Annotated in this window: 16 protein-coding genes; 8 read left to right on the top strand and 8 right to left on the bottom strand. The window is 60.6% G+C overall.

The genetic code is table 11. From position 1 onward, the window contains the following. The first annotated feature begins 132 nt into the window (after window positions 1–132). The 5 genes from H3028_RS17385 to pcaD all read left to right on the top strand — a co-directional run bounded on the left by H3028_RS17385 (window position 133) and on the right by pcaD (window position 4975). Window positions 133–975 (top strand): IclR family transcriptional regulator C-terminal domain-containing protein, encoded by an 843-nt coding sequence (locus H3028_RS17385; protein WP_375154429.1) that lies wholly within the window; start codon window positions 133–135, stop codon window positions 973–975. Window positions 976–1177: 202 nt separating this feature from the next. After that, window positions 1178–2035, top strand: coding sequence for a CoA transferase subunit A (locus tag H3028_RS17380; protein ID WP_181298480.1), 858 nt, complete (start codon window positions 1178–1180; stop codon window positions 2033–2035). After that, window positions 2035–2829 (top strand): CoA-transferase subunit beta, encoded by a 795-nt coding sequence (locus H3028_RS17375; RefSeq protein WP_181298600.1) that lies wholly within the window; start codon window positions 2035–2037, stop codon window positions 2827–2829. The genes H3028_RS17380 and H3028_RS17375 overlap by 1 nt, the downstream gene beginning before the upstream one ends. Next, on the top strand, window positions 2826–4031 hold the full coding sequence (gene pcaF / locus H3028_RS17370; protein ID WP_181298479.1) for a 3-oxoadipyl-CoA thiolase: 1206 nt from the start codon (window positions 2826–2828) through the stop codon (window positions 4029–4031). Before H3028_RS17375 ends, pcaF begins: the two co-directional genes overlap by 4 nt. A gap of 155 nt (window positions 4032–4186) precedes the next feature. Next, window positions 4187–4975 carry a 3-oxoadipate enol-lactonase gene (pcaD, locus tag H3028_RS17365; protein ID WP_181298478.1) on the top strand — a complete coding sequence of 263 codons (789 nt, stop codon included), beginning with the start codon at window positions 4187–4189 and terminating at the stop codon, window positions 4973–4975. 69 nt (window positions 4976–5044) lie between these two features. Here pcaD and H3028_RS17360 read toward each other — a convergent pair whose 3' ends face one another. The 8 genes from H3028_RS17360 to H3028_RS17325 form a co-directional block, all read right to left on the bottom strand. Further along, the gene (locus H3028_RS17360) at window positions 5045–6304 is read right to left on the bottom strand and encodes an OprD family porin (protein WP_181298477.1); all 1260 of its coding nucleotides are present in this window, start codon (window positions 6302–6304) and stop codon (window positions 5045–5047) included. 476 nt (window positions 6305–6780) lie between these two features. Beyond that, the gene (locus H3028_RS17355) at window positions 6781–8502 is read right to left on the bottom strand and encodes a tannase/feruloyl esterase family alpha/beta hydrolase (RefSeq protein WP_181298476.1); all 1722 of its coding nucleotides are present in this window, start codon (window positions 8500–8502) and stop codon (window positions 6781–6783) included. A gap of 516 nt (window positions 8503–9018) precedes the next feature. Next, the gene (locus H3028_RS17350; protein ID WP_181298475.1) at window positions 9019–9435 is read right to left on the bottom strand and encodes a hypothetical protein; all 417 of its coding nucleotides are present in this window, start codon (window positions 9433–9435) and stop codon (window positions 9019–9021) included. A gap of 299 nt (window positions 9436–9734) precedes the next feature. Then, window positions 9735–11030, bottom strand: coding sequence for a TRAP transporter large permease (locus H3028_RS17345; RefSeq protein ID WP_181298474.1), 1296 nt, complete (start codon window positions 11028–11030; stop codon window positions 9735–9737). Next, window positions 11020–11496, bottom strand: a complete 477-nt coding sequence (locus H3028_RS17340; protein WP_181298473.1) for a TRAP transporter small permease — start codon at window positions 11494–11496, stop codon at window positions 11020–11022. Before H3028_RS17340 ends, H3028_RS17345 begins: the two co-directional genes overlap by 11 nt. A 48-nt stretch (window positions 11497–11544) precedes the next feature. Then, complete coding sequence (locus H3028_RS17335; protein ID WP_181298472.1) at window positions 11545–12540, bottom strand: DctP family TRAP transporter solute-binding subunit; 996 nt, start codon at window positions 12538–12540, stop codon at window positions 11545–11547. A 293-nt stretch (window positions 12541–12833) separates the two neighbouring features. Further along, a complete protein-coding gene (locus H3028_RS17330) occupies window positions 12834–13235 on the bottom strand; it encodes a hypothetical protein (protein ID WP_181298471.1) in 402 nt (133 codons plus the stop codon). A gap of 165 nt (window positions 13236–13400) precedes the next feature. Further along, entirely contained in the window at window positions 13401–13799 is a 399-nt protein-coding gene (locus H3028_RS17325) for a DoxX family protein (RefSeq protein WP_181298470.1), read from the bottom strand. A gap of 409 nt (window positions 13800–14208) precedes the next feature. On the opposite strand from H3028_RS17325, the gene tig reads away from it, so the two are divergent. The 3 genes from tig (at window position 14209) to clpX (ending at window position 17645) form a co-directional block, all read left to right on the top strand. Then, window positions 14209–15519, top strand: a complete 1311-nt coding sequence (gene tig, locus H3028_RS17320; protein ID WP_181298469.1) for a trigger factor — start codon at window positions 14209–14211, stop codon at window positions 15517–15519. Between the two features lie 88 nt (window positions 15520–15607). After that, the gene (gene clpP, locus H3028_RS17315) at window positions 15608–16246 is read left to right on the top strand and encodes an ATP-dependent Clp endopeptidase proteolytic subunit ClpP (RefSeq protein WP_168423755.1); all 639 of its coding nucleotides are present in this window, start codon (window positions 15608–15610) and stop codon (window positions 16244–16246) included. 118 nt (window positions 16247–16364) lie between these two features. Beyond that, window positions 16365–17645: an ATP-dependent Clp protease ATP-binding subunit ClpX gene (gene clpX, locus H3028_RS17310; protein WP_181298468.1), complete on the top strand. Its 1281-nt coding sequence runs from the start codon at window positions 16365–16367 to the stop codon at window positions 17643–17645. Window positions 17646–17697 lie beyond the last annotated feature (52 nt).

Raw genomic sequence — 17697 nt, 5'->3', positions numbered from 1 at the left:
GATTGTTTCTGGCAAGCGCAGTGACGTGCCGCAAGCTTGCCGGCGAGCGCAACGGGGTCAGAGAGGAGGGCTTTGTGATTATCGGTCGGTAGTACGATAATCGCACAATGCATCCCGACAAGGCTGTCCGCCATGAACGACGAGTCCCATTCCCGCATTGCTCCGATGGCGCCAGCCATCATCGCCTCACCAGCCAAACGCATCGACGCGTTGACGGGCGATCCGAACTTCATGACCTCGCTGGCACGCGGGCTGGCGGTGATTCATGCATTTCAGGAGCGCAAGCGTCATCTGACCATCGCGCAAATCAGCCACCGCACGGAAATCCCGCGAGCGGCTGTGCGGCGCTGCCTGCATACGCTGATCAAACTTGGCTACGCCACCACCGATGGCCGCACCTATTCGCTGCTGCCCAAGGTGCTGACCCTCGGCCACGCCTATTTGTCATCGACCCCGCTTGCGGTCACCGCGCAGCCGATTCTCGATCGCCTCAGTGACCAGCTACACGAAGCCTGCTCCATGGCCACACTGGAAGGTGATGAGGTGCTCTACGTGGCTCGCTCGGCCACCCCGCAGCGGTTGATTTCGGTCGATCTGAGCGTAGGTAGCCGGTTGCCGGCGTATTGCACCTCCATGGGGCGGATCCTGCTGGCGGCGCTGGACGACGCTGCATTGGATGATTATCTGGGCCACGCGGAGCTGCAGATCAAGACCAGCCGTACCCTGCATACGCCCGAGGCCATCCGTGCTTCGATCGCTGAAATTCGCCAGCAGGGCTGGGTGATCATCGATCAGGAGCTCGAGGTTGGGCTGCGATCGCTGGCCGTACCGCTGAAAGATTCCGCCGGCCAGGTGCTGGCCGCCCTTAACGTCGGCACCCATGCCAGTCGGGTGACCAAGCAGGAGCTGGAAACGCGCTTTTTGCCGGTGTTGCTGGAGGCAAGCAAGGAGTTGAGCACCCGCCTGTTCCATTGACTGGCGGCCTAGTGCGACAGCTTCGAAGACGAGATGAACCAAGGGGGAAGTGGGTCAGCGCAGTCTTTGGTAAATCTGAGGTTTTGTTCGGTAATCGCACGGTGATTCGATTATCGGATTGTCCTCCCGCAGCTCGATGTTTAGTGTTTGCCTCAAGCGCAAATTCGTTCGCGCACCCGGACACCAACACGAGACATGACCCATGGCCGAGCTCCTACCCCTAAACGAGGCAATCGATCGCTTCGTCAGTAACGGCGACACCGTCGCCCTTGAAGGCTTCACCCATCTGATTCCCACCGCTGCCGCTCACGAAATCATCCGTCAGGACAAGAAAGATCTGACACTGGTTCGGATGACGCCCGATCTGGTCTACGACCTGCTGATCGGTGCCGGCTGCGCGAAGAAGCTGGTGTTCTCCTGGGGTGGCAATCCTGGCGTCGGCTCGCTGCATCGTTTGCGCGATGCAGTGGAGCAACAATGGCCGCAGCCGCTGGAAATTGAAGAGCACAGCCATGCCGACCTGGCCAACGCCTATGTCGCCGGCGCGTCCGGTCTACCCTTCGCGGTGCTGCGTGCCTACCTCGGTTCCGACTTGCCGAAAGTCAATCCGATGATCAAGTTCATCGAATGCCCCTTCACTGGCGAGGTGCTGGCTGCCGTACCGAGCGTGCGGCCCGATGTGACCGTAATCCACGCGCAGAAAGCCGACCGCAAGGGCAACGTATTGATTGCCGGGATTCTAGGCGTGCAGAAGGAGGCCGCGCTGGCCGCCAAACGCTGCATTGTCACCGTTGAGGAAATCGTCGACGACCTTCAGGCGCCGATGAATGCCTGTGTTCTGCCGACCTGGGCGCTGAGCGCCGTCTGCCTGGTGCCGGGCGGCGCGCATCCGTCCTACGCTCATGGTTATTACGAGCGCGACAACCGCTTCTATCAGCAGTGGGATCCGATCGCGCGCGACCGTGACAGCTTCACCGCGTGGGTCAATGAGTACATCCGCGAGACGGCGGATTTCACCGCTTTCCAGGCCAAGCTGGCCGCGCAGCAGGAGGCCAAATGATGAGCGCTCACGCCAATGACTACAGCACCAATGAAATGATGACCGTGGCCGCTTCGCGTCGCCTTGGCGATGGCAGCGTCTGCTTCGTTGGTATCGGCCTGCCGTCCAAGGCGGCCAACCTGGCGCGCCTGACCCACGCGCCGGAAGTCGTGCTGATCTATGAATCAGGCCCGATTGGTGCCAAACCATCGGTGTTGCCGCTGTCCATCGGTGATGGCGAACTGGCCGAGACCGCCGACACCGTCGTGCCGACTGCCGAGATCTTCCGCTACTGGCTACAGGGCGGCCGTATCGATGTCGGTTTCCTCGGTGCCGCGCAGGTGGACAAGTACGGCAACATCAACACCACGGTGATCGGTGACTATCACCAACCGAAAGTCCGCTTGCCAGGGGCGGGCGGCGCGCCGGAAATTGCGGGGTCGGCCAAGCAGGTGCTGATCATCCTCAAGCAATCGCACCGCACCTTTGTCGACAAGCTGGCGTTCATTACGTCGGTCGGTTTCGGCGAAGGCGGGGAGCATCGCAAGCAACTTGGGTTGCCCGGCAATGGGCCGGTCGGGATTATCACCGACCTGTGCATCATGGAACCCGAAGCCGGGTCCAACGAATTCGTGGTGACCTCGCTGCATCCGGGTGTGACCCGTGAGCAGGTGATCGAGAACACCGGCTGGGCGATTCGTTTCGCTGATGTTCTGGGCGAGACTGCACCGCCGACCGAGAACGAACTGGAGGCTCTGCGCGCCCTGGAGGCCCGCACGGCCGCCGCCCATGGACAATCTGGAGGTGACGAGTGACACGCGAAGTCTTTATCTGCGACGCCGTACGTACGCCCATCGGCCGCTTTGGCGGTGCCCTGGCCGCCGTGCGAGCCGACGACCTGGCGGCAACCCCGATCAAGGCCCTGCTGGAGCGCAATCCGACGCTCGATCCGGCGGCCATTGATGAAGTTTTCATGGGCAGCGCCAATCAGGCCGGCGAAGACAATCGCAACGTGGCACGCATGGCCGCGCTGCTCGCCGGTCTGCCGGAAACTGTGCCGGGCATCACCCTCAATCGCCTCTGCGCTTCGGGCATGGATGCAGTGGGCAGCGCCTTCCGGGCCATCGCCTGCGGCGAGATGGAGCTGGCGATCGCTGGCGGCGTCGAGTCCATGACCCGTGCGCCTTATGTGATGGGTAAAGCCGATACGGCGTTCGGTCGCACGCAAAAGATCGAGGACACCACCATCGGCTGGCGCTTCATCAACCCGAAGATGAAGGACATGTACGGCGTCGATGCCATGCCGCAGACCGCCGACAACGTGGCCGAAGAGCATAAGATCAGCCGCGAGGACCAGGATGCCTTTGCCTTGCGCAGCCAACAGCGCACCGGCAAGGCGCAGGCCGCTGGTTTCTTCGCCGAGGAGATCGTTCCGGTGGTGATCAAGGGCCGCAAGGGCGACACCGTGGTCGACACCGATGAGCATCCACGCCCCGATACGTCCGCCGAGGCGCTGGCCAAGCTCAAGCCGGTCAACGGCCCGGACAAGACGGTCACCGCGGGCAACGCCTCGGGCGTCAACGACGGCGCCGCCGCGCTGATTCTTGCAAGCGCCGAAGCGGTACAGAAGTACGGGCTCACGCCACGCGCCAAGGTGCTCGGCATGGCCAGCGCCGGCGTTGCGCCGCGTGTCATGGGTTATGGGCCGGTACCGGCGGTACGTAAGTTGTGCGAGCGCTTGAACGTGGCCGTTGGCGACTTCGATGTGATCGAACTCAACGAGGCCTTCGCTGCTCAAGCGCTGGCGGTCACTCGTGGCCTGGGTCTGGAGGACGACAGCCCCAAGGTCAATCCGCAAGGCGGCGCGATCGCCCTCGGCCATCCGTTGGGCATGAGCGGCGCGCGTCTGGTGCTGACGACCGTGCATGCGCTGGAAAAATCGGGTGGCAAACTCGGCCTGGCGACCATGTGCGTGGGTGTCGGGCAGGGTCTGGCGCTGGCCGTCGAACGGGTCTGAGCCCGGCTGAGACGGATCTAACGATGGGTTGCATCCTGTAGGGCACCCATCGGCTTGTTCGGCCTTTGCTTTCGTCTTGTTTCCGAGCGCCGCGGCCGGTTGTTGTCGAACCCTCCGCGGCGCTTTCGTTTCCGTTATTCAGAAAGGAACATTCCATGCCCAGCGTAAAACTCGCCGATGGCGAACTGAATTACCGTCTAGATGGCCCAGTCGATGCACCGGTCTTGGTGTTATCCAATTCCTTAGGGACCGATCTGGGTATGTGGGACCCGCAGGTGCCAGCGTTCAGCGAGCACTTTCATGTATTGCGCTATGACACACGCGGCCACGGTGGCTCCTCCGTTACACCCGGTCCATATAGCATCGAACAACTCGGCCGCGATGTGCTGGGTTTGGTGGATGCGCTGGGGATCGACCGTTTTGCGTTCTGTGGCCTGTCCATGGGCGGCCTGATCGGTCAATGGCTGGGGATCAACGCCGGTGAGCGGCTGATGCGGCTGGTGATCTGCAACACCGGCGCGAAGATTGGGACCGAAGAGGTGTGGAACGACCGCATCGAAACCGTGCTGGAAGGGGGCGAGCAGGCCATGCGTGACATGCGAGACGCCTCTATTTCGCGCTGGTTCACGCCAACCTTCGCCAGCCGCGAGCCGGCCCAGACCAGCCGCCTTACCCAAATGATCGCCAGCACCTCGCCAGCCGGCTACGCCGCCAACTGCGCAGCAGTGCGCGATGCCGACTACCGTGAGCAGCTCGGGGCGATCAAGGTGCCGACGCTGATCGTCTGCGGCGGCAAAGACCCGGTCACCACGCCCGAGCATGGCCGTTTCATTCAGGAGCGCATCTCTGGTGCCGAGCTGGTGGAATTCGAAGCCGCGCACCTATCCAACGTTGAAGCTGGCGATGAGTTCACCCAGCGCGTGCTGGCATTTCTTCGCGGCTGATGCGATGAAAACCGGGCCGCATGGGCCCGGTAAATACAACAAGTAGGTCATAGGTGTTGCGTTCTGCTCTTACCAGAGCGGCAGGGCGTAGCTGACGATGAGGCGGGTTTCGTTCAGATCGGAGCCAAAGTTGCTGCGCACCGTGGCATTGCGCACTTTCATCCCCAGGTTCTTCAGCGGACCATCCTGAATGACGTAAGCAATGTCGGTATCGCGTTCCCACTCCTCGCCTTCGCTCAGGCCGGCACCCCGGTCGACGTTATCGCCTGTCACGTAGCGGGTCATCAGGCTCAGTCCAGGAATACCCATGGCGGTGAAGTCATAGTCGTAACGAACCTGCCATGATTTCTCATCTTCGTTGCCGAAGTCATTGATCTGCAACAGGTTGATGAGCGAATTATCGCCGCCGCTGATATAGGCGAAGCCGGTGTCGCCGCTCATCTTCTGGTAACCGGCCGTAAAGCCATGCCCACCGATTTTATAGGTGAAGAGGGCGCCGAAGGCATTGTTGTCGACGTTGCTGCCGCCGTCATCGGTGGAGCGCACGTAGCGCAGATCGGATTTGAAACTTTGGTTGTCACCGATCGGCAGCACATGCACCAGGTTGAAATTGTGCTGGTCGTAAATGCCGTCCAGCCCGCCGTAGTAATAGCTGCCGGTCAGCTCGGGCATGATCTGGTAGCGAGCGCCGGCGAACAGGAACTCATCACTGGTGGTCCTGTTACCGAAGCTGATGTTACGCAGGCCGCCGTTGAAGACAGTCATTTCCTCACTGTCTGACGAGTCTCGATAGCTGATGCGGTCGAGCTTGCCAATGTCGAAGGTGAGACCACTGACTTCCTTGCTCTGCAGCCAGGCACCGCGGTAGGTGTTGGGCAGCAGGCGGCTGTCGTTGCGCATGATCACCGGAAGGATCGGCTGCAGGGTGCCGACGTGCAACGTGGTATCGGACATCTTCGCTTTGGCGGTCAGGCCTGCCGAACCGTAGTCATCTTGCGCGCGGCCCGATTCTCTGTCTCTCTGCAGAACTCCGGTACCGGAACGATCCGGGCTTGAGTCTAGCTTGACCCCGAGCAGACCGAGGGCATCGACGCCGAAGCCGATCGGCCCCTCGGTATAACCGGACTCCATCTTCAGGATAAAGCCCTGAGCCCATTCTTCGGCCTTGGACTGCCCAGCCCCCGATCGGAAGTCACGGTTCATGTAGAAGTTGCGTAGCTCGACGCTGGCCTTGCTGTCTTCGATAAAGGCCGCGCTGGACGGTCCGGCAATGGTCAGAGTGGCTCCTGCACACAGCAGGTGGCAGATGGTTTTGCGGTCATGTTGCATGGGGTTTCCTCTTGTTGTTATGGATGCAGCGTTGCGGATGAATCAGTGGCGGATGTTCGTGGGATGATTGGAACGAGTGGCATGCCGGGCCGTCGTTCAGGCTTTGTTGTGTTGGCAAGCGCGCCCGGATCAAGTGAGTGTGTCAGAGCGAATGCCGTGCCAGCATCGGCGAGCCAGGGAGAAAAAGGTGAGGCGGCCCGCGATATGCGAGGCAGAGCGATCCGGACAGCTCACCCGAATGCGCCCTGACAATCTGGACGGCGGGCAAGCCTGTCAGTCAGGCTGGACATGCTCAGAAATCGGTTCGTCGATGTATTGGGAGTTGGACGGCTCAGTCGTCTGGGTTGGAATGCGATAAGGGTATCGCCGTGATCAAGTCGCAACGGCTGACCACGGCGTAGGCTTCGCGGGCGAATCCATCGGGCCAGCGCTGCAGGTGCAGGATGGTCCCGGCTGGATTTGGCCGATCAGCGTGCTCAGTGCTGGCCTTTCTGGCTCCTTACGCAAACAAAGCTCGATGCGTCGTTTACGTTGCCACCTTTGTACTTCGGCCAGGCGGGGTATTCGCAGAGCGGACGGGTGCGGCCCGGTACGGCGACGGTATCGGTGACCATCTGCCGCTTGGGCGCGATGCCTTCTTCAACCCAGTGTTCCAGGGCCGTCAAGGAATCCCATGCGGCGTTGAATACTGTGCTGGCGGCATGCGCGTAGCCGGGAATTTCGTAGTAGCGCATGAACCGGCGGGTCTGGCCGACGCCCATGTCCTGTTGGACACGTCGGTAATAGTCCGCGGTCGCGCGGGTACTGACCAACTGATCCGAAGTGCCGTGAGCCATGAGAATCTTGCCGCCATTGGCGACAAAGGCCGAAAGATCGGTCTGGTTAATATCTTGACGCAACGACAGCGCGTCGACCCGTGCCTGCCAGGGCCCCAGGTTGGCCGGGTCCAGCGTAAGCGAGTTGAACGCCGGATTGCGCGTGACAAAGTAGCGAACCCACTCATCCCAGAATCCCGAATGGTACGGCGCGCCTTCGGCGAAGCCTGTGCCGTGCACTGGCATCGGATAATCCGGCTGCAGGGTATTCAACCCCAGTCTGTTTACGATCAGTTGCAAACCCTCGCCGGGACGGCCGAGATCGGTTCCCCAGGTATTGAAACCGGGGTAACCACGCTCGCCGCTGGCCAGTGGTTGGCTGAAGCGGATCGGGGTGTCGAAGACCTTCAACGCGTTGATCTGCGCATCGGACAGGCAGCGCTCACCGCTGTCGGTCCCGGCAGGGCAGCGCAATGGGCGGCCGTTCAGCGTGGCTTTCGCCGGGTCGAAACGGGCATTGCACGCCGCCTGGTTGCTGATCACTCGGTCCTCTACGCCATCCAGCCCATCGCACGCCTGTATCGCCGCCTCCAGCAATGCTGCACGTTTTTCCAGGCTGGGATAGGCGCCTGGGGCGGCTAGCGCTCGAGTGATGCGTCCGAACTGCAGATCCAGTGCCGCCGCATTGTAGGCTGGGTAGAGGACGATGGCGCCGTGGAAGTCCTTTGGCCATTGCTGCACCACTGCAAGCGCCTCGCGGCCTCCTGTGGACCCGCCAGCGAAGTAGCTGCGAACCGGTGGCCGACCGTAACGCTGTTCGATCAGGTACATCGCGGTATCACGGGTTTTCTTCAGCGCATCGTGGGCGTAATTGGCCAGTGCCTCCTCATTCCAGGCGAAATCACCTGGATTGAGGGGGTTGGCCACATGGCCCGAGTCGCTGGCGAACACAGCATAGCCACGGCCCAGCGGAGTTGGTCGATCGGCGGGGCCAGCCGGGACGTTGCCGGCGACGTTGGGAACGGTGCCGTTGTAGCCACCGCCGCCGTACATCATCGCTTTGCTGTTCCACTGCTCAGGCAGCACGATGCGCATTCTGATCGTTGGTGCGCTCGGATCGACCGGGGCGATTTCAACGTTCAGGTCGCAATGTGGGCCGAACGTCTGCGGTGCGCTGCCACCGCCCGGTGTCAGTGTCGCGGACGTGACTCGAGCGCCTGAGGTCGGTAGCGCGATGGCGCCAGCGGGAACCCGGACGCCGGACAGTTCGTTGCAACTGGCAGCGAGGGTGGGCTCGGCAATCGCCGCTGCCAGCAGGGCCGGGGCTGCCAGCAAAAGACGCGACGACACTGCGCGTACGCAGCTTGCACGTGGTGCTTTCATGAGGGCTTCCTTCTTCTTGTTGTCGTGCCCCGCGGCAGACGCCACGAGGCGAGTGCGCCCGGGCGAAAGGATACGGCAGCGGCCAGGCGTATCGATCGGAGCCAAAGACGTGCCAGGGGCGGCCATTGAGGCTCCGCTTCCGATGGTCGGTCGCTGGCCGCCGGCGCGCGCCTCTAGCGTCACGAAACCAAGCGTAGACGGGATATGTGTCAATGCTGTCGGCTGTCCAGCGGACGCGACATGAACGGCAACGCTGTCCTATTTGCTGGACACTGTGTCTCGCAGGGCGGACTTGGATCACCACGGTCGGGCGAACCAGGCGCGCCAGATGCCGGCGCGCTGGAATGCGACATTCACGTGCACAGCGCAAAGAAATGTACCGGATGAGGAGGCTTCAGGCGATCGACGAGCAGATGCTGCAGACTTTGCGGTGCGAACTCGATTACGAAGAGGCGGCGCTTGGCTCGGGCGAGATGGCTAGGATGGATGCGCGGTTCGCAGAAATGGATAACAGACCTAGATGCCCGCCTGGTCCTGGTTTGGCTCAGGTTCGAGCACGGCGATGGTATGGTCGCTGTGCTTAAACGACACAAGCTCCGCTAGCCAGGCCTGCAGTACGGACGAATTAGCCTTCTGGTTGCGCATCGCAATGGACAGGATTTCGCGGGCAATGGTGACTACCGCGCTCTTGCTGCCGAGAAAGTGCCAATTGAACCAGCCGTCTCCGTACGTCAGCGGAACTTTCTGCCCGGGCGCTAGCGGGATGTAGACCTTCACGGAAAGGTCGAACAGCACCTCCGGCTTGGAAATGATCAGCAACTTTACATCTGTCACTTTGCTTAGCCAGTAGCGATGATCGAAACGACCGCCAGTCAGCGCCGCAGATTGGCTCAAGGCTTCGTTGATCAACGCGCGGTTATCGATGAGTTGCACGGTGGGCTCCGTTTGCAGATAGGCGATACCGAAACCTCGGCACCCGTTTGCAAACGAAGCAGCGCGACGAAACCGGTTTGGCAGCCGCAGCTCGAACACCTTGAGGAAGGCGCTTCGTTTGGCATGCCGGGTTATCGGTTGGTCGCCGCTTTTGTTTAGCCCGTTCAGGGAGATGTCTTCGCTGTGGCGGCAGTGGCAGGCGACGAAGCTGACCTCTGTTCCGTTCCAAGCACGAGCTGAGCGCGACTGGAGGGAAAGAGGTCGAACCTTGTTTGCGCGTACGTAGTGGTGGCCGCCGCTTAGACCGCGTACCCAAGCACTCTTGGCAGCCACAGCGCGATTTCCGGGAAGATTGCGACCAGCACAAGCGCGCTTCCCATCACCAGGACGAACAGCAGCGCCCAGCCGACCGTCTGCTCCAAGCGTATCTTGGCCACTTCGGCGGTGACCAACAGGTTGATCGCGACCGGCGGCGTGAATTGGCCGATGGCGATATTCATCGCCAGCAAAATACCAAACCACACCGGGTTCCAGCCGAAGTGCTGCATGACCGGAATCAGGATCGGCATGAGGATCAGGTAGATGGAAATCGCATCCAGCAGCATGCCGGCCAACAGCACAGCGATCATTACCAGAATGAGCAGTACCGCGCTGTTATCCGACAGCGAGATCAACCATTCGGCCAAATGCCGGAATGTGCCGAGCATGGTACCTGCCCAGGCGAAGATGCCAGCCAGTGCGATGATCAGCATGACCACACCCGAGATGACCGCAGCTTCGCCGCAAAGACGCCACAGATTGCGCCAGCTCAGTTCGCGCGTGACTAACAAGCCGACCAATACGCCGTACGTCACGCCGGCCACGGCCGCTTCGGTCGGAGTGAACAAGCCGCTGCGCAGGCCGCCCAGGATCAGTACCGGCGCGAACAGCGCAGGGAGCGCCTGGCGAAAGCTCTCGCCTAACGGCGGACGCTCGGCATCTTCCGGGTTTTCCCAGCCGTAGCGACGCGCCAACAGCCAGGCCGGCAGCAGCAGGACCAATCCGGCGATGATTCCCGGAAACAGGCCGGCGGCGAACAGCGCGCGCAAGTCTACGCCCGGCACGACGATGGAATAGAGGATCAGCGCAATGGACGGCGGGATCAGGATAGCGGTGGAGGCCGATGCAGCGATCAGGGTGGCCGAGAATGGCTTCGGGTAGCCCGCGCGGGTCATGCTTGGCAGCATCACCATGGCCACTGCTGCGGCGTCCGCCGGGCCCGATCCGCTCATGCCGCCCATGATCAGGCAGACCAGGATGGCAACCATCGCCAGGCCACCGTGGCGTGGGCCGATCAAAGCCTGGGCGAAGCGCACCAAGCGCAGTGCTACCCCGGATTTTTCGAATACCAGGCCGGTGAGGATGAACAGCGGTATTGCAATCAGCGGATACTTGGCGACGCCGTTGTAGGTATTGGTGCCCAGCGTCGCCAGCATGTCAGGCGAGAGCCCGGCGAGGATGCCGATGGCTCCGGACAGTGCCAGGGAGAACGCCACCGGTACGCCGATCAAAAGCAACAACAGAAAGCTGGCGAGCATCAGGAAATCAGGGCTCATCCGAGAGCCTCCCGTGCAGCCGATCGAGGGTCATCTGACTCAGCCGCACGGCTATCGCCAACGCCAACAATGGCAGCCAGACGACATACCACCAGTTCGGCAGGCCGAGGCCAGGAGACTCCGATTCCCATTGGTATTCTTCCAGAGCGAACTGACCGCCGAACCAGACCACCAGGCCGAGTACAAGCATACTGGCGAGCCATTGGAGGAGGATCAGCGGCGTGCGTAGGCGAGGGAAAAGTCGTTCGAGCAAGCTGATGCGAATATGGCGATTGCTGCGCATCGCCACGGACGCACCAGCAAAAGTCAGGATGACCAGCAGAAACACCGAAAGCTCTTCGGTGAAGGCAAAGGAGGCGTCGGTGAAATAACGCACCACTACGTTGGCCAGGCTGATCAGGCTGATAACGACCAGCGCCAGCGTGGCCAGCACGCGTTCCAGGCGCGCGTCCTGTCGATTGTTCATGGGTTTCCTCGGGTCCCGACGACATGACGTCGCCGGGCAGAACAGTTGTTACTCAGCGATGGCTGCGCGTGCTGCGTCCACCAGTTCGGCACCGATCTTTGGCGTCCATTTCTCATGTACGCCACGGGTCGCCTCGACGAAGGCCTGATGCTCTTCTTCGGTCAGTTCGACCAACTCCACGCCGCGGGCACGAATGTCCTCCAGGCGCTTGGCTTCACCGCTTCGGGAGAGTTCGATTTCCCACCTGCCCGCATCGATGGCAGCTTGGCGCAGCAGCTCGCGGTCGGCTTCCGGCAATTGCTTCCAGATGCGCTGGTTGACCGCAAAGATCAGCGGATCGGCCATGTAATGCCAAAGCGTCAGGTATTTCTGGCCGACCTGATCGACACGTGCAACGTCGAATACCGACAGTGGGTTTTCCTGGCCGTCGACTGCGCCAGTGGTGAGCGCCGGCTTGGCGTCGGCCCAGCTCATCTGTGTCGGGTTTGCGCCGAGGGCGGTAAAGGTGTCCTGAAAGAGCGGCGAGCCGACCACGCGAATCTTCAATCCGGCCAGGTCCGCTGGCGTTCTGACCGGCTTGACCGAGTTCGACAGCTCGCGGAAGCCGTTCTCACCCCAGGCCAACGGGACGATGCCGCGCTTCTCGATGGCGCTGAAAGCCTGCTTGCCGGCCTCGCCCTGAGTGATGGCGTCGAGGTCAGCGCTGTCGGCCATCAGGAATGGCAAGGAAAACAGATTCAGCTCCGGTACCTGCGGCGACCAATTGATCGTCGAGCCGACCGCCATGTCGATCAATCCGGAGCGCATGGCGGAGAATTCCTTGGTCTGGTCCCCGGCAACCAGCTGCGCGTTGGGGTAGACGCGCAAGGTGATTTCACCATTGGAACGCTCTTCGACCAGATCGGCCCACTTTTGAGCCGCCTGGCCCCAGGGGAACGCATCAGAAAGCACGGTGGAAACGGAATATTCGCGAGCCGAGGCGGAGAGGCTCGCGGACAGGGCGGCAGCGACGGCCAGCGCGGTAAAGCAACGGGTCAGTTTCATGGGGCGTCCTTGTTCGGATCGGTCTTTTGGTTTTTATCGGCGAACGGCCATACGCTTAATGGTAGCGACGGGCAGCGGCGACGGCGGATTGGCCATCGGGACGCGCGGGTAGCGCGAGTAGAGACGCGGCAGGCTGCGGATGGATAGCGGCAGCGAAGCGAATGGTGCGTCACAGACACCGAACGCCTTATGGGCGAACGGCATGCCAGCCGAGACTCAACTGGTCGGACAACTATCGCAGAAGGTGTTAGCGAGCGCTATCACCGGAACCACCGTGTGGAGGCACGGTGAACTCAGGCGTCGCGCAGCAGGTCGTGGGCGTTGAGCAGGCTGTAGGCGATCTCCGGCCGTCTCTCCAGCGCCCGACGGATCGCGGCGGGAATCGATTGACGGGTCTTGCGGCAGAGTCCGGGCAGCTCTGCTAGCTCGATGCGGATGCCTCGCATGCTGCGCACTTCGTTGGAGCCTGGCGCGATTTCGAGGCGAATGCCCAGCTGGTGGAAAATTCGCTGCTGCATGTGCTCAAGGTCCTCCAGGCTGGACATGTTCTCCAATCGTTCGAGCAGCCGATTCTCCTCGCGCCGGGTCAGTCGAAGGATACGCAAATCGCTGCCGGGCGTTGCCAGCAGTTGTTCATGCCCGCAGATGCAGGCAGTAGGCGGGCAGGGGGGGCGGATCGGAACCGAAACTGTCATGGGGCCCGATCATAGCGAGGAGCGAGCGGCATTGCCTCAGTCCTGGGCAACGTGGCGCGCCGACCCGATGAGCAAGAACTCCACAGGCGGCAGGCGCGCAGGACGCCCGGATATAGAGCATAACGGGTACGGCTTCGCGATCCGCCCTGCAGATGAAACCGCGCGCTAATTGAAGCGTCCATTGATTCCGCCAACGCTGTAGCGCCCCGCGCCGAGCAAGGCGATGGAGATCGAGCCGAAGAGGAACATGCCCTGCAACTCAAGCGCCCATCCACCCGACTGGCCGAGCGAGAACAGTTCCTGAAGGTGAGCCAGACCAAAAGCGAAGAGCATGTTACCGACCATGAGCAGTGCACCGATACGCGTGAACAAACCGATGATCACCAGTACCGGGCCAACCACCTCTCCGAGGTATACGCCGTAGGCTATGAATGCCGGCAGCCCGTAGCCGCCCAGCATCCCGGCGATACCGTCGATACCGTTCTGCAGTTTGGCGATCCCGTGCAAGAGAATCAGCAGAGCCACTGATACTCTCAATACCAGTTTTCCAATATCGTCTGTCATGGTTCGTCTCGTCCTGTAGGCGCCAGGGCTCTGGCATCAGCTTTCTAATAACATAGACCAGCGGAACTGCGGCTGCTGGTGGATTAACAGTGCGCGCCGAAATGCTCGACGCGGAGCTATGACAACGCACGCGGTTATGTGTCTGCAGGCCATCGGGCACCTCCGGTCATCGCTGGACCGGAGAACCTGAAATCTCGTCGTTTGGCGGAGCCCGGCGCTGTGGCTGTGCGAAGAAGCAGGCTCTTCGCGAGCAATGTCGTCCTTTTGGCCAAAATCTTCCCGAAAGTAACTCATGGCTCCGTTTGACCTGCTCTGACGGGCGGGGTGACTTCTGTTGTACGAGCCACTAGAATGCTTGCCCATTCTGGGGCCGGAACGCCGGCTTATGTCTGTGCAACGAGGAAAATCCATGCAAGTTTCTGTTGAAAGCACCTCCGCTCTTGAGCGCCGCATGACCATTGGCGTGCCGGTCGAGCGCATCGAGACCGAAGTCAACAAGCGTCTGCAACAGACCGCCAGCCGTGCAAAGATCCCAGGTTTCCGTCCCGGCAAGGTGCCGATGAGCGTCATTCGCCAGCGTTACGAAGCTGCCGCACGCCAGGAAGCACTGGGCGATCTTATCCAGGCCACATTCTATGAAGCTGTAGTTGCGGAGAAACTGAACCCGGCTGGCGCGCCCGCAGTCGAGCCGAAAGTGTTCGAAAAGGGTAAGGACCTGGAGTACGTTGCGACTTTCGAAGTCTTCCCTGAATTTAAGGTTGCTGCCTTCGAGGGTGTCGAGATCGAGCGTCTGCAAGCCGAAGTGGCCGATGCGGACGTCGACAACATGCTCGACATTCTGCGCAAGCAGAACACCCGCTACGAAAAAGCCGACCGTGCTGCCGAGGACGGCGATCAGCTGAATATCGATTTCGTCGGCACAATCGACGGCGAAGCCTTCGCGGGTGGTTCGGCGCAAGGTACACAGCTCGTCCTGGGCTCGGGTCGTATGATCCCTGGCTTCGAATCTGCACTGGTTGGTGCCAAAGCTGGCGAAGAGCGGGTTATCAACCCGACGTTCCCAGAGGACTACCAGAACCTCGATCTGGCCGGTAAAACTGCCGAGTTCACCGTGACCGTCAACAGCGTTGAGGCCCCTCAACTTCCAGAGCTGAACGAAGAGTTCTTCGCTCAGTTCGGCGTTCAGGAAGGTGGTCTCGAAGGTTTCCGCGCAGAAGTCAAAAAGAACATGGAGCGCGAACTGCGTCAGGCCATCAAGACCAAGGTCAAGAACCAGGTCATGGAAGGTCTGGTGAGTGCCAACCCGATCGAAGTGCCGAAAGCCCTGATCGACAACGAAGTGAACCGCTTGCGTGTCCAGGCTGTCCAGCAGTTTGGTGGCAACATCAAGCCTGATCAGCTGCCGGCGGAACTGTTCGAAGAGCAGGCCAAGCGCCGCGTAGTGCTGGGGCTGATTGTCGCCGAGGTAGTCAAGCAGTACGAGCTCAAGCCTGACGATGCGCGCGTTCGCGAGCTGATCGAAGAAATGGCTTCCGCCTATCAGGAGCCGGAGCAGGTGGTGTCCTGGTACTACAAGAACGACGAGCAACTGAACGAAGTCCGTTCTGTTGTGCTCGAAGAACAAGTTGTAGATACTGTCCTGCAGCAGGCTAAAGTGACCGACAAATCGGTCTCCTACGAAGAAGCAGTGAAGCCTGCGGAAGCTCCGCAAGCTGCCTGAGCCTCTTCAACCGTTTATATGCATATTCATAAGCCAGCCTCGTGCTGGCTTATGTCTTTGCGGCATGACATAGGGAGTTTCGTTGGAAATGTCCGGCAATCCGTTTATGCAAGCACCAGACATCCAGGCGGCTGGCGGCCTGGTGCCAATGGTTATCGAGCAGTCTGCTCGTGGCGAGCGCGCGTATGACATCTATTCCCGCCTCCTGAAAGAGCGGGTAATTTTCATGGTGGGGCAGGTCGAAGACTACATGGCCAACCTGATCGTCGCGCAGATGTTGTTCCTCGAGGCGGAAAACCCCGAGAAGGATATTCACCTGTACATCAATTCGCCAGGCGGGTCCGTAACCGCAGGTATGGCCATCTACGACACCATGCAGTTCATCAAGGCAGATGTCTCCACAACCTGTATCGGTCAGGCCTGCAGCATGGGCGCGTTCCTGCTCGCCGGTGGCGCGAAGGGCAAGCGTTTCTGCCTTCCGAACGCCCGTGTGATGATTCATCAGCCTCTGGGTGGCTTCCAGGGGCAGGCTTCGGACATCGATATCCACGCGCGTGAAATTCTTTACATTCGTGAGCGGCTGAACCAGTTGCTAGCCCATCATACGGGGCAGGATCTGGAGACGATCGAGCGTGACACCAATCGAGACTACTTCATGAGTGCTTCGCGAGCGTTGGAGTATGGGGTCGTCGATGCTGTTCACGAAAAACGGCAATTGCCGGTCTAAATGCTGGTCTTGGAGGGCGTAGTTAGCGGGCACCCGTCATGCGCGCTTTGTGCGCCCTTGAAAATGCCCGCATTTGCCTTCATCTTGTATTTCAAGCCTTCCCGATTGGATCGATCGAATGACTGACACCCGCAACGGCGAGGATTCCGGCAAGCTGCTCTATTGCTCTTTCTGCGGCAAAAGCCAGCATGAAGTACGCAAATTGATTGCCGGACCCTCGGTCTTTATCTGCGACGAGTGCGTCGACTTGTGCAATGACATCATCCGTGAGGAGGTGCAAGAAGCACAGGCCGAGAGCAGCGCGCAAAAACTGCCTGCGCCCAAGGAGATCAGCGGCATTCTCGACCAGTACGTCATTGGTCAGGAGCGCGCCAAAAAAATCCTGGCAGTGGCTGTTTACAACCACTACAAGCGACTCAACCAGCGCGACAAGAAAGAAGAGGTCGAGCTGGGCAAGAGCAACATTCTTCTGATCGGCCCGACCGGCTCGGGCAAGACGTTGCTTGCAGAGACGCTCGCGCGGCTGCTGAATGTTCCCTTTACCATCGCCGATGCCACCACCCTCACCGAGGCTGGTTATGTAGGCGAGGACGTTGAAAACATCATCCAGAAGCTGCTGCAAAAGTGCGATTACGATGTCGAGAAGGCTCAAATGGGCATTGTCTATATCGACGAAATCGACAAGATTTCTCGCAAGTCCGACAACCCATCGATCACACGTGACGTGTCAGGCGAGGGCGTGCAGCAAGCACTGCTCAAGCTGGTCGAGGGTACGGTCGCTTCGGTGCCGCCGCAGGGCGGGCGCAAGCATCCGCAGCAGGAGTTCCTACAGGTCGATACGCGGAACATCCTGTTTATCTGTGGCGGGGCGTTCGCCGGTTTGGAGAAGGTTATCCAGGGTCGCTCGACCCAGGGCGGCATCGGCTTCAACGCCGAGGTGCGCAGCAAGGACCTGGGGAAGAAGATCGGGGAATCGCTGCGAGCGGTTGAGCCTGATGACTTGGTCAAATTCGGCTTGATTCCCGAGTTTGTGGGGCGTCTGCCAGTCATCGCTACCCTTGACGAGCTGGATGAGGCCGCGCTGATTCAGATCCTGACCGAGCCGAAGAATGCGCTGACCAAGCAGTACGCGAAGCTGTTCGAGCTCGAAGGCGTGGACCTCGAGTTCCGTACCGATGCACTCAAAGCGGTTGCTAGCCGCGCACTGGAGCGCAAGACCGGAGCACGCGGGTTGCGCTCGATCTTGGAGGGCGTTCTGCTGGATACCATGTATGAGATCCCTTCGCAGAAGGATGTCAGCAAGGTGGTCATCGACGAGAGTGTTATCGAAGGCACATCGCAGCCGCTACTCATTTACGAAAATAGCGAGCCGCCCGCAAAGGCTGCGCCGGACGCGTAACAGAACAAGGGGCCTCCGGGCCCTTTGCTTTTCTACAGCATCCTTGTTTTTT

The sequence above is a fragment of the Pseudomonas sp. Q2-TVG4-2 genome (genome assembly GCF_013620795.1).
In the GTDB taxonomy this organism is placed as follows: domain Bacteria; phylum Pseudomonadota; class Gammaproteobacteria; order Pseudomonadales; family Pseudomonadaceae; genus Stutzerimonas.
This window is presented reverse-complemented; position numbering and strand designations above follow the sequence as displayed.

What these genes read in the sequence shown, in the direction of transcription:
- H3028_RS17385 (WP_375154429.1), top strand. Translation starts at nt 133, where the DNA reads ATGAACGACGAGTCCCATTCCCGCATTGCTCCGATGGCGCCAGCCATC.
- H3028_RS17380 (WP_181298480.1), top strand. Translation starts at nt 1,178, where the DNA reads ATGGCCGAGCTCCTACCCCTAAACGAGGCAATCGATCGCTTCGTCAGT.
- H3028_RS17375 (WP_181298600.1), top strand. Translation starts at nt 2,035, where the DNA reads ATGAGCGCTCACGCCAATGACTACAGCACCAATGAAATGATGACCGTG.
- pcaD (WP_181298478.1), top strand. Translation starts at nt 4,187, where the DNA reads ATGCCCAGCGTAAAACTCGCCGATGGCGAACTGAATTACCGTCTAGAT.
- H3028_RS17360 (WP_181298477.1), bottom strand. Translation starts at nt 6,304, where the DNA reads ATGCAACATGACCGCAAAACCATCTGCCACCTGCTGTGTGCAGGAGCC.
- H3028_RS17355 (WP_181298476.1), bottom strand. Translation starts at nt 8,502, where the DNA reads ATGAAAGCACCACGTGCAAGCTGCGTACGCGCAGTGTCGTCGCGTCTT.
- H3028_RS17345 (WP_181298474.1), bottom strand. Translation starts at nt 11,030, where the DNA reads ATGAGCCCTGATTTCCTGATGCTCGCCAGCTTTCTGTTGTTGCTTTTG.
- H3028_RS17340 (WP_181298473.1), bottom strand. Translation starts at nt 11,496, where the DNA reads ATGAACAATCGACAGGACGCGCGCCTGGAACGCGTGCTGGCCACGCTG.
- H3028_RS17335 (WP_181298472.1), bottom strand. Translation starts at nt 12,540, where the DNA reads ATGAAACTGACCCGTTGCTTTACCGCGCTGGCCGTCGCTGCCGCCCTG.
- H3028_RS17330 (WP_181298471.1), bottom strand. Translation starts at nt 13,235, where the DNA reads ATGACAGTTTCGGTTCCGATCCGCCCCCCCTGCCCGCCTACTGCCTGC.
- H3028_RS17325 (WP_181298470.1), bottom strand. Translation starts at nt 13,799, where the DNA reads ATGACAGACGATATTGGAAAACTGGTATTGAGAGTATCAGTGGCTCTG.
- tig (WP_181298469.1), top strand. Translation starts at nt 14,209, where the DNA reads ATGCAAGTTTCTGTTGAAAGCACCTCCGCTCTTGAGCGCCGCATGACC.
- clpP (WP_168423755.1), top strand. Translation starts at nt 15,608, where the DNA reads ATGTCCGGCAATCCGTTTATGCAAGCACCAGACATCCAGGCGGCTGGC.
- clpX (WP_181298468.1), top strand. Translation starts at nt 16,365, where the DNA reads ATGACTGACACCCGCAACGGCGAGGATTCCGGCAAGCTGCTCTATTGC.